At 74.5% G+C, this 10,967-nt stretch carries 11 protein-coding genes; 2 read left to right on the top strand and 9 right to left on the bottom strand.

Annotation, left to right across the window (positions count from 1 at the left end):
- Positions 1-140: 140 nt before the first annotated feature.
- Positions 141-1,292, bottom strand: coding sequence for a glycerate kinase (locus ACFW9D_RS17790; RefSeq protein WP_384622995.1), 1,152 nt, complete (start codon positions 1,290-1,292; stop codon positions 141-143).
- 211 nt (positions 1,293-1,503) lie between these two features.
- Here ACFW9D_RS17790 and ACFW9D_RS17785 point away from each other — a divergent pair, with 211 nt between their 5' ends.
- Positions 1,504-1,995, top strand: a complete 492-nt coding sequence (locus ACFW9D_RS17785) for an NUDIX domain-containing protein (protein ID WP_384622993.1) — start codon at positions 1,504-1,506, stop codon at positions 1,993-1,995.
- Positions 1,996-2,058: 63 nt separating this feature from the next.
- Positions 2,059-2,799: an NAD-dependent deacetylase gene (locus ACFW9D_RS17780; RefSeq protein ID WP_384622992.1), complete on the top strand. Its 741-nt coding sequence runs from the start codon at positions 2,059-2,061 to the stop codon at positions 2,797-2,799.
- Between the two features lie 4 nt (positions 2,800-2,803).
- Here ACFW9D_RS17780 and ACFW9D_RS17775 read toward each other — a convergent pair whose 3' ends face one another.
- The 8 genes from ACFW9D_RS17775 to ACFW9D_RS17740 all read right to left on the bottom strand — a co-directional run bounded on the left by ACFW9D_RS17775 (position 2,804) and on the right by ACFW9D_RS17740 (position 10,967).
- A complete protein-coding gene (locus tag ACFW9D_RS17775; protein WP_384622990.1) occupies positions 2,804-3,295 on the bottom strand; it encodes a methylated-DNA--[protein]-cysteine S-methyltransferase in 492 nt (163 codons plus the stop codon).
- A gap of 11 nt (positions 3,296-3,306) precedes the next feature.
- Positions 3,307-4,773 (bottom strand): AlkA N-terminal domain-containing protein, encoded by a 1,467-nt coding sequence (locus ACFW9D_RS17770; RefSeq protein WP_384622988.1) that lies wholly within the window; start codon positions 4,771-4,773, stop codon positions 3,307-3,309.
- A 166-nt stretch (positions 4,774-4,939) separates the two neighbouring features.
- Positions 4,940-5,473, bottom strand: coding sequence for an O-acetyl-ADP-ribose deacetylase (locus tag ACFW9D_RS17765; protein WP_188336059.1), 534 nt, complete (start codon positions 5,471-5,473; stop codon positions 4,940-4,942).
- Positions 5,470-6,882 (bottom strand): phytoene desaturase family protein, encoded by a 1,413-nt coding sequence (locus tag ACFW9D_RS17760; RefSeq protein ID WP_384622986.1) that lies wholly within the window; start codon positions 6,880-6,882, stop codon positions 5,470-5,472. Before ACFW9D_RS17760 ends, ACFW9D_RS17765 begins: the two co-directional genes overlap by 4 nt.
- Before the next feature lie 79 nt (positions 6,883-6,961).
- On the bottom strand, positions 6,962-7,825 hold the full coding sequence (locus ACFW9D_RS17755) for an inositol monophosphatase family protein (RefSeq protein ID WP_384622984.1): 864 nt from the start codon (positions 7,823-7,825) through the stop codon (positions 6,962-6,964).
- Between the two features lie 110 nt (positions 7,826-7,935).
- Complete coding sequence (locus tag ACFW9D_RS17750; protein WP_384622982.1) at positions 7,936-9,783, bottom strand: gamma-glutamyltransferase family protein; 1,848 nt, start codon at positions 9,781-9,783, stop codon at positions 7,936-7,938.
- A 139-nt stretch (positions 9,784-9,922) separates the two neighbouring features.
- Positions 9,923-10,327, bottom strand: a complete 405-nt coding sequence (locus tag ACFW9D_RS17745; protein WP_188336062.1) for a cold-shock protein — start codon at positions 10,325-10,327, stop codon at positions 9,923-9,925.
- 103 nt (positions 10,328-10,430) lie between these two features.
- Positions 10,431-10,967 (bottom strand): DUF4232 domain-containing protein, encoded by a 537-nt coding sequence (locus tag ACFW9D_RS17740; protein WP_384622979.1) that lies wholly within the window; start codon positions 10,965-10,967, stop codon positions 10,431-10,433.

Genomic DNA, 10,967 nt, shown 5'->3' with positions numbered 1-10,967 from the left:
CCTGAGGAGGCTGCGCCTCCTCGGGGAGATGCCACCCGAAGGGTGTGCATCTCAGGGGCGCGGGGAACTGCGCGAGACGCCCCACCGGGCCGCGGGCGGTGACGGGACCGGCGGAGCTACGGCGAGGAGCCGAGCCGGCCTCAGCTCAGGAAATCTCGCGCGATGCGCTCCGCCACGTCCTCCAGGATGGGCCCCGCCTCGGCGATGCAGCGCGCCACATCCGGCTCCAGGTCGGTGAGCGCGTAGGCGCGGCGGATACCGGCCCGGCCGAGCGCCTCCGGCGGCAGGGCCAGCCGCCCGCACACCGCGACGACCTCGATCCCGGCCGCCCGGGCCGCGGCCGCGACCCCCGCCGGCGCCTTCCCGTGCAGGGTCTGCTCGTCCAGCGACCCCTCACCGGTGATCACCAGCGTCGCCTTCGCGAGCGCCGGCGCGAACCCGAGGACGTCGAGCATGACCTCGATCCCGGGCCGGAAGCTCGCGCCGAGGCCGACGAGCGCCCCGTACCCGATGCCGCCGGCGGCACCCGCCCCCGGCGACGCCGCGTACTCGAGCGCGGCGGGCCCGACGGACTCGCCGAGCACCTTCGCGAAGTGGTCCAGGGCGGCGTCCAGCTCGGCCACGTCCTCGGGCGTCGCGCCCTTCTGCGGGCCGTACACCGCGGGCGCGCCCTTCGGGCCCGTCAGCGGGTTGTCCACGTCGCTGGCGAGCACGATCTCGACGTCGGCGAGGCGCGGGTCGAGGCCCGACAGGTCGGCCGAGGCCAGCGTGGCCAGCGGGCCGCCGCCGGGCGCGACCGGGTCCCCGGACGCGTCCAGGAAGCGGGCGCCGAGCGCGGCGAGCATGCCGGCGCCGCCGTCGGTCGTGGCGCTGCCGCCGACGCCGAAGACGATGCTGCGCGCGCCCGCGTCGAGCGCGGCGAGGAGCACCTCGCCGGATCCGTACGTGGTCGACGTCAGCGGGGCGAAAACGCCCTCCGGCAGGAGCTGGAGGCCCGAGGCCTCCGCCATCTCGACGACCGCGGTGCCCTCGCGCAGCGCGTACGCCGCGGTGACCTTCTCGCCGAGCGGCCCGGTCACCTCGACCTCGCGGCGCTCGAAGCCCGCCGCGGCGGCCGCCGCGACGGTCCCGTCACCGCCGTCGGCGACCGGCACCGCCTCGACCTCGACGTCGGGCGCGACCCGGCGCAGTCCCGCCGTCACACGCTGTGCGACCTGCACCGCGGTCAGCGAGCCCTTGAACTTGTCCGCCGCGATCAACACGTGCCGCGCGGCCTGTGCAGCGTCCGCCACCTTGCTCTCCCCTTGCTGTTCGGGCCTTGCTCGAAACAAGGCAGTCGCGCCGCTGCGACCTTAACCGCAGGAGGGGCTCCCTGCCCATGGTCGTCCGCCTCGCGGAACGCCGACTCGCCCGGATAAATCAGTAGACATACGCACACAGTAGGGCGTCCGGATCTGGAAAACGATCGATCAAACGACGCCGTCGCTCGCTAGGCTGAGCCGGATGAGCACCCTGGACTACGCCACGTACATTGCCGGACTCCCCCGTGTGCTGGTCGGCGCCGCCGCGCTGTTCCGCGACGAGCGCGGGCACGTCCTGGTGGTCGAGCCGAACTACCGCGAGGGCTGGGCGCTGCCCGGCGGCACGGTGGAGTCGGACGACGGGGAGACGCCCCGGCAGGGCGCCCGGCGCGAGACGCTGGAGGAGATCGGGCTCGACGTGGACCTCGGGCGGCTGCTCGTCGTGGACTGGGTGCCGGGCCCGGGGCGGCCGCCGATCGTCGCCTACCTCTACGACGGCGGGGTGCTGGACGCCGAGCGGATCGCCGCGATCCGGCTCCAGGAGGAGGAGCTGCTGTCGTGGCGGTTCGTCCCGCACGACGAGCTGGGCACCTACCTCCTCGGCACGCTGCACGGCCGGGTCACCAACGCCCTGGACGTCCTGTCCTCCGGATCCGGCACCGTCGAGCTCGAGAGCGGGCGGCCCGTCGGCTGACCTCGGCCGCCGGCGTCCGAAATCGGTGGACGCCGGCCCGGCTGCCTGGTCTGATCTGTCCCCATGAGCGCCTCGACCGGAAAACCCCTCGTCGCCCTGCTGACCGGCGCCGGCATCAGCACCGACTCCGGCATCCCCGACTACCGCGGGCCGAAGGGGCTGTGGCGCGAGGATCCGGACGCCGAGAAGCTCGTCACGTACGAGTACTACATGAACGACCCGGAGATCAGGCGCCGCTCCTGGCTGATGCGGCTGCGGACCGGCGCCCTGAACCCGGAGCCGAACACGGCGCACCGCGCGATCGTGGACCTGGCGGCGTCCGGGGTCCCGGTGCGGGTCGTCACGCAGAACGTGGACGGGCTGCACCAGCGCGCCGGGCTGCCCGAGCGCAAGGTGATCGAACTGCACGGGTCGACCCGCCGCGTCGTCTGCACGGCGTGCGGCGAGCGCGGGCCCATGGAGGCGGCCCTCGCCCGGGTCGAGGCCGGCGAGGACGACCCGGGCTGCCCGGCGTGCGGCGGCATCCTCAAGCCGGCGACGGTGATGTTCGGCGAGCGGCTCGATCCGATGGTGATCGGCGAGGCCGTCGCGATCACGAAGGCGTGCCAGGTGTTCCTCGCGGTCGGCTCCAGCCTCCAGGTGCACCCGGCGGCGGGCCTGGCCGGTCTTGCCGCCGAGCAGGGGGCGCGCCTGGTGGTGGTGAACGCGGAGCCGACGCCGTACGACGACGTCGCCGACACCGTCGTACGCGAACCGATCGGGACGGCGCTGCCCCGGCTGCTGCGGGAACTGGCCGAGGGCTGACGGGCTAGAACAGGGCGGTGCCGCGCTCGAAGTCGAGCAGGCGGCGCTTGCGGGGCAGGCCGCCTCCGTAGCCGGTGAGGCTGCCGTCGGCGCCGACCACCCGGTGGCAGGGCACGATCACGCCGACGGGGTTCTTCCCGTTGGCGAGGCCGACCGCGCGGGAGGCCCCCGGATTGCCGAGCGCCTCCGCGAGCTCGCCGTAGGTACGGGTCTCGCCGTACGGGATCTGCCGCAGCCGCTCCCACACGGACCGCTGGAACGGGGTGCCGTGCAGGTCGAGCGGCAGGTCGAACTCCTTCAAATCGCCCTGGAAATAGGCCTCCAGTTGCTCGACAACGGCACCGAAGGGCCGCTCGTCGCGCTCGCCGAAGGTCTCCTCGGCCGGACGGTGGCGCTGGCCGGTCATGTAGAGGCCGGACAGCACACCGTCGGTGGCGACGAGGGTGAACGGTTCGTACGGGGTGTCGATGACGGTGTGCTGCCTGAGCTGGTCCATGGTGCGTTCCCTCACGCGGGCAGGAAGTTGATCGGGTGGTCGTCGGTGGCCCAGAGGTACTGGGTCGCGTAGGCGCGCCAGGGCCGCCAGGCCGCCGCGCGCGCGGTGAGCGCGGCCGGGGTGTGCGGCAGGCCCAGCTGCCGCGCCGCGCGGCGCATGCCGAGGTCGGTGGGCAGGAAGGCGTCGGGGTCGCCGAGGGCCCGCATGGCGATGGCCTCGATGGTCCAGGGGCCGAAGCCGGGCAGTGCGGCGAGCGCCGCCCGCGCCTCGTCCCAGTCCGACTCGGGTCCCAACGTGAGCCCCCCGTCGGTCAGTTCCCGTACGAGCGTCAGCAGGGTGGTGCGGCGGGTGCCGGGCAGGGCGAGGGACTCGGGGTCGAGCGAGGCGAGCGCGTCCGGGGTCGGGAAGAGGTGCGTGAGGCCGCCCTCGGGGTCCTCGACCGGGTCTCCGTGGGCGCGGACCAGCCGGGCCGCGTGGGTACGGGCGGCCGCCGTGGACACCTGCTGCCCGAGCACGGCGCGCACCGCGAACTCCGCCTCGTCGACGGTGCGCGGCACCCGGCGTCCCGGCGCCTTGTCGACGAGCGGGGCGAGCAGCGGGTCGGCGCGCAGCTGGTCGTCGACGGCGACGGGGTCGGCGTCGAGGTCGAGCAGGCGGCGGCAGCGGCTGATGGCGACGGTGAGGTCGCGCTGGTCGGTGAGGATCAGCCGGCAGCCGATGTGCTCGGGGCCGGGGGTCAGCGCCACGATCCCGTACCCGTACGGGAGCCGCAGCGTGCGCCGGTACGCCCCGTCGCGCCACTCCTCGACGCCGGGCACGGCGGTGGCGGCGAGGTGGCCGAAGACGTTGTCGGGGTTCAGTGGCGTGCGGAACGGCAGGCGCAGGGTGATGGCCCCGGGAGCCCCGGTCCGCGCTCGTGGCGCCCGGTCGCGCAGTTCGCTCGGCGGCAGGGCGAAGACCTCGCGGACCGTGTCGTTGAAGGAGCGGACCGAGGCGAATCCGGCGGCGAACGCGATGTCGGCCATCGCGAGGCCCGTCGTCTCGATGAGCAGCCGGGCGGTCTGGGCGCGCTGGGCGCGGGCCAGGGCGAGCGGGCCCGCGCCCAGCTCGGCGCGGAGCTGGCGCTCGACCTGGCGCTCGCTGTAGCGCAGCCGGCGCGCGAGGCCGGGCACGCCCTCGCGGTCGACGACGCCGTCGCCGATCAGCCGCATGGCGCGGGCGGTGAGGTCCGCGCGCTGGTTCCACTCGGGCGAGCCCGGGGTCGAGTCGGGCCGGCAGCGCTTGCAGGCCCGGAACCCGGCCTGCTGGCAGGCGGCGGCGCTCGGGTAGAACACCATGTTCCGGGGCCGGGGCGGTACGGCGGGGCAGCCCGGCCGGCAGTAGATCCGGGTCGTCACGACGGCGGTGAAGAACACGCCGTCGAACCGGCTGTCCTTGGCCTGCACGGCCCGCACGCACCGCTCGGTATCGGTGTACATGTCTCCAGCATCGGTCACGGAGAAAGCGCTTGGCTGGCGAGAATCCGACATGGACGTGAGCGTCCCGGGGGCGCACGAAGTGTGCGTTGAGGGGCGCGGGGAACTGCGCGACCAGCCACGACTCACCCGCACCCGTGCCCGGCAACGGAGGGCACCCCTACGGCGCTCAGCTCACATACGCCGAGAACGCCTCGAACGCCCGCTCGTCGAAGACCACGAACCGGACCTCGTCCAGCCCCGCCCTGCCGGCTCCCAGAAAGTCCCGCACCGCCGTCACGGCGACCCGCGCCCCGTCCTCCAGGGGCCACCCGTAGATGCCGGTGGAGATCGCCGGGAACGCCACGCTCCGCGCCCCGAGCTCCCCGGCCACCCGCAGCGACTCCCGGTAGCAGGATTCCAGCACCGCGCTCCGGTCCTCCGAGGCGGACCAGCGGGGACCGACCGTGTGGATGACCCAGCGGGCCGGCAGCCGCCCCGCCGTGGTCGCGACGGCCCGCCCGGCCGGCAGTCCTTTCCCGTAGTGCGAGGCCCGCAGGGCGCGGCAGTCCGCGAGGATCTCCGGCCCGCCCTTGCGGTGGATGGCCCCGTCGACGCCGCCGCCTCCGAGCAGCGAGGAGTTCGCCGCGTTGACGACCGCGTCGACCTCCTGCTCCGTGATGTCGCCCCGTACGAGCGTGATCCGTGTGTCGCGTGTGTTCATGACCGGTCCCTCAGTCTCCGCCAGACGGCCTTCGCCGCGTTGTGCCCCGACATGCCGTGCACGCCGGGGCCGGGCGGCGTGGACGAGGAGCAGATGAAGACCGCCGGGTGCGGGGTCGTGTACGGGGAGAGGGACAGCTTGGGCCGCAGGAGGACCTGGAGCCCGGCCGCGGCCCCGGCGGCGATGTCCCCGCCCACGTAGTTGGCGTTGCGCGCGGCGAGCTCGGGCGGCCCCATGGTCGCGCGGGCCAGCACGAGATCCCTGAACCCGGGTGCGAACCGCTCCAGTTGGCGCTCGATCGCGTCGGTCAGGTCCCCGTCCCACCCGTTCGGCACGTGCCCGTACGCCCAGAACGTGTGCTTGCCCTCGGGCGCACGTGTCGGGTCGGCGAGGCTGGACTGCACGGTGATGAGGAACGGCGTCTCGGGCGCCCGCTCCCCGCCGGAGGCCTCCCGCAGCGCCCGCCCGATGTCGGAGCGGTACGGGCCGACCTGGACCGTGCCCGCGGACCGGGCCTCCTTCGCGGTCCACGGCACCGGCCCGTCGAGCGCGTAGTCCACCTTGAACACGCTGGCCCCGTACCGGAACCGGTCGTAGTAGCGGCCGAGCCCCGCGATGCGCGCGAGGGCGGTGGGCGAGGTGTCGAAGACGTAGGCACGGGCCGGCGGCAGGTCGTCGAGCCGCTTGACCTCGTAGCCGGTGTGGATCTCGCCGCCGAGGTCCTTCAGGTACGCGGCGAGCGCGTCGGAGACGGCCTGGGAGCCGCCGCGGGCGACGGGCCAGCCCCGGGCGTGTGCGGCGAGGGCGAAGACGAGGCCGATGCCGCCGGTCGCGAGGCCGTTCAGCGGGGCGATGGTGTGGGCGGCGAGACCGGAGAAGAGGGCGGGCGCCCGCTCGTCGTGGAAGCGCCGCATGAGCCGGCTCGCGGGCAGCAGTCCGTTCACCCCGAAGCGGGCGAGGCCGACGGGGTCGCGGGGCAGCGAACTCAGCGGCAGCGACATGAAGTCCCGTACGAGGGTGTCCCAGCGGTGCAGGAGCGGCTCGACCAGGCGGCGGTACGGGCCCGCGTCGCGCGGCCCGAACGAGGCGGCGGTCTCCGCGACGGAACGGGACAGGACGGCCGCGGTGCCGTCGGGGAACGGGTGCGCCATGGGCAGGTCGGCGTGCACCCACTCCAGGCCGTACCGGTCCAGCGGCATCGCCCTGAACGCCGGGGAGTTGATGCCGAGGGGGTGGGAGGCCGAGCAGGGGTCGTGGCGGAAGCCGGGGAGCGTCAGTTCCTCGGTGCGCGCTCCGCCGCCGATCGCGTCCCGCGCCTCGAACAGCGCCACGGAGAAGCCTCTCCTGGCCAGTTCGACGGCAGCGGTCAGCCCGTTCGGCCCCGCACCCACCACGACGGCATCGAACATCGACGGCACCTTCGGACTCCTTCGTCAGCCGACGGCCACTGCCCGCCCAGGATATGCCGGGGTGCCGACAGCGCCGGGGTCAGGCCCCGGCCGAGAGCGCTCCCGCCACGCGCCGCGCGGTGGCGGCGTCCCGGGCCGCCGTGAAGGGCAGCACATTGCCGCCGGTCACGGCGAAGGGGACGCCCGCGCCGGTGAGGTGGGCGCCGCCCGCCTCCTCGACGAGGAGCAGCCCCGCGGCGTGGTCCCAGGCCAGCTCCCAGCTGAACGCGGTGGCGTCGAGCGCGCCGCGGGCGACCGCGAGGTACTCCAGGCCGGCCGAGCCGCACGGGCGCGGCGCGAAGCCGTCCGCGCGCAGGCCGAGCAGGGCGCGCTTCTGGTCGTCCGTCGTGTAGTCGGGGTGCGAGGTGGCGATGCGCAGGTCCTCGCCGGGGGCCGGGGAACCGGCGACGAGCAGCTCGCCGTCGAGCCGGGCGCCGCGGCCGCGGACGGCGACGGCCATCTCGCCGAGGGCCGGCGCGTACGTCCACGAGGCGAGGACGACACCGTCGAGGGCGAGGGCGACGAGGGTGCAGAAGCCGGGGTCGCCGTGGACGAACTGGCGGGTGCCGTCGACGGGGTCGACGATCCAGACGGGGGCGGAGCCGCGCAGCGCCTCGTACGTCGTCGGGTCGGCGGCGACGGCCTCCTCGCCGACCACGACGGAGCCGGGCAGCAGGGCGGGCAGCTCGCGGGTGAGGTACTCCTCGGCGCGCTTGTCGGCGACGGTGACGAGGTCGTGCGGGGCGCTCTTCTGCTCGATCTCGTGGGCGGCGAGCTGCCGGAAGCGCGGGGTGATCTCGGCGGCGGCCGCGGCGCGGACGATGCGCTCGACGTCCGTGACGAGCCGGTCGGTGACATGGCGGGACAGAAAGTCGTCGATGCTTTCCGTGATGGTTTCGATCATGCCTCCATGAGAACACGCCCCGCAGACATCGCGTTCCCGCGGGGTGAACCGGCGGTGGAATCGCCTTGAAATCGCGGTTCCACCACCGACCCGTCCCGTGCCCGCGGCGGTCAGCGTCCGACGGCGTAGCCCTGCATGCCGCGCGGGTTCGCGGCGGCCGACAGGACTCCGGTGCGCGGGTCGCGGGCCACGGCGCACAGCCGGCCCTCGGACCAGGCGTCGCCGACGGTCACGTCGTGGCCGCGCCGGCGCAGCTCGGCGACGACCTCCGCGTCCATGCGGGACTCGACGGTGACCGATCCCGGGCGCATGCCGCGCGGGAAGAAGGAACCGGGGAAGGAGTCGTTGTGCCAGTTCGGGGCGTCGATCGCGCCCTGGAGGTCGAGCCCGCCGCGCACACAGTCGCGCAGCGCGACCGCGAGGAAGAAGTGCACCTGCCACTGGTCCTGCTGGTCGCCGCCGGGCGTGCCGAACGCCATGACGGGGACGCCGTCCTTGAGGGCGAGCGAGGGGGTGAGCGTGGTGCGGGGGCGGCGGCCCGGGGTGAGCGAGTTCGGCAGGCCCTCCTCCAGCCAGGTCATCTGGAGCCGGGTGCCGAGCGGGAAGCCGAGCTCGGGCACGACGGGGTTGGACTGGAGCCAGCCGCCGGAGGGGGTCGCGGCGACCATGTTGCCCCAGCGGTCGACGATGTCGAGGTGGCAGGTGTCGCCGCGGGTCAGTCCGTCCTCGCGCACGTCGGGCTCGCCCGGCACCGGGGACGTCGGGCTCTTGGCGACCGTCGGTTCGCCGGCGCCCGCGACGCCCGGCACGTCGAACTCGCCCGCTCCGGAGGCCACCGCGAGGGCGTGCGCGCTCAGCCGCGGCTCCTCCCCCAGCGGACTGCCGGGGCGCAGTTCGTACGAGGCCTTCTCCGGGTCGACGAGGGCGCGCCGGGCGGTGTTGTAGGCGTCGGAGAGGAGGGCGTCGACGGGGACCTCGGCGGCGTCCCCGTACCAGGCCTCGCGGTCGGCCATGGCGAGCTTGCAGCCCTCGACGAGCAGGTGGACCCAGTCGGCCGAGCCGTACGCGGGCAGTTCGGGCGGGAGCAGGGCGAGCTGCTGGAGGAAGGCCGGGCCCTGGCTCCAGCCGGCGGCCTTGCACAGGGTCCAGCCGCGCCAGTCGTAGGTGGCGGGCGCCTCGTAGGACGCCTCCCAGGAGGCGAGGTCGGCGGCGGTGAGGGTGCCGGTGTGACGGGCGCCGCTGGTGTCCAGGGTGGGTCGGCCCGCCTGCCGGACCAGGGCCTCGGCGATGAAGCCCTCGCGCCAGACGCGCCGGGCGGCCTCGATCCGGGCCTCGCGTCCGGCTCCGCCCGCCTCCTCCTCGGCCTCTTCCACGAGCCGCTGCCAGGTGGCGGCGAGCTGCGGGTTGCGCAGCAGTTCGCCGGGGCGCGGGGGCTCGCCGTCGACGAGGTAGATCTCGGCGGAGGACGGCCATTCGGTCTCGAACAGTTCGCGCACCGTCGCGACGGTCTCGCCGACCCGCTCGACGGGGGCGTGGCCGTCGCGCGCGTATCCGATCGCATACGCGAGGACGTCGGCGAGCTCCATGGTCCCGTGGTCGCGCAGGAGCAGCATCCAGGCGTCGAAGGCTCCGGGGACGGCGGCCGCGAGGGGGCCGGTGCCGGGGACCAGGTCGAGGCCGAGGGAGCGGTAGTGGGCGACGGTGGCGCCGGCCGGGGCGACCCCCTGCCCGCACAGCACACGGACCTCGCCGCCGGCCGGGGCGAGGATGATCGGCACCTCGCCCGCGGGCCCGTTCAGGTGCGGCTCGACGACGTGCAGCACGAAGCCCGCGGCGACCGCGGCGTCGTACGCGTTGCCCCCGCGCTCCAGGACCGCCATCGCGGACTGGGACGCGAGATAGTGCGTGGAGGACACCATGCCGAAGGTGCCCTGCAGAGTCGGCCGGGTCGTGAACAAGAAGGCTCCTCGTGCTGCGCGGCGGCGTGCGGCGAACAAGCGGAACGTATGGCTCGGCCCCCGTGCGCGACAAGGGACGTGTCCGGATCCCGGACCGTCTCGCCGCGCCGGCCGGGCGCGGTGCCGGCAAGGCCTCCGGTCAGCTGTCGACCCAGCCGTGCTTGCGGCCGTTCTGCACCAGTTCGCGGCGTACGGCGAGGATCTGCTCGCCGGTGAGGGAGGGGGCCGCGCGCAGCAGCAGCTCGGTGATCTCGTTCGTGAACTCGTCGACGCGCAGCACGTCGCACAGGACGTCGTCGCCCTCGGCGGCCGTGTGCCGGCCCGGGGCCGGGGCGGTCGCGCCCTCGGCGAGGCGCACGGACGAGGCCTTGGGGCCGCGGTCGCCGTCCTCGATCTCGAACTCGACCTTCAGGCCCGTGCGCAGATACGACTCGGGGATGAGGAGATCGTTCACGTGCAGGAAGACGTCCTCGCCGCCGTCGTCCGGCGCGATGAACCCGTACCCGCGCTGTCCGTCGAAGCGCACCACTCGACCGGCCGTCATGCCGACCACCCCCAACCACCTCGGCGGACCAGCCGTCCGTGTCCGCACCGATTTCTGCGGATCCTAGCGGGCCCGGTCCCGGGTGTGCGTCAGGGCGGGGGTGTCACGCGGGCTTCCAGGCGGTGGTGCCGAGCTTCCCGGTGCTGCCGAGGTCGAAGGGCGCGTACGGGGTGAGCGTGGTCGTGCCGCGGCCGAGGCCGGGGTCGATCCTGGCGTGAGGCGCGGTGACGGGGGGCCGGGTCAGGTCGTCGTAGGTGTTGCGCCAGACGAGGCTGGTGACGGCGCCGGCGTGGGGGCGCACGGTGATGCGGTGCGGGCCGTCGTCGCGGATGCCGGTGGTGATCTCGTCGGTGCCTTCGAGGACGGTGACGTGCTCGACGGGCTCGCCGTCGGCGTCGAGCAGGGTCAGGCGCGGGTAGCCGTTCAGCTCGACTGTGGCCCGGCCGCAGTTGGTGAGGGTGACACTCAGGGCGCGCAGGCCCGCGGCCGCCTCGGTGCGCCCCGTGGTCAGCCGGATTCCGGAGTCGGGGCAGGGGCGGGTGCTCGGCGCCACCTCGATGGTGTCGGGCCGTGCGGCACTGTCGCAGCCCGCCAGGAGCAGCGCTGCCGCGGCGAGCGAGGCGAGGCGTCGGGTCGTCAT

It is taken from the genome of Streptomyces sp. NPDC059524 (genome assembly GCF_042749255.1).
In the GTDB taxonomy this organism is placed as follows: Bacteria; Actinomycetota; Actinomycetes; order Streptomycetales; family Streptomycetaceae; genus Streptomyces; species Streptomyces xanthii.
The sequence above is the reverse complement of the archived record's forward strand: the minus strand, read 5'-3'. Positions and strand labels throughout refer to the sequence as shown.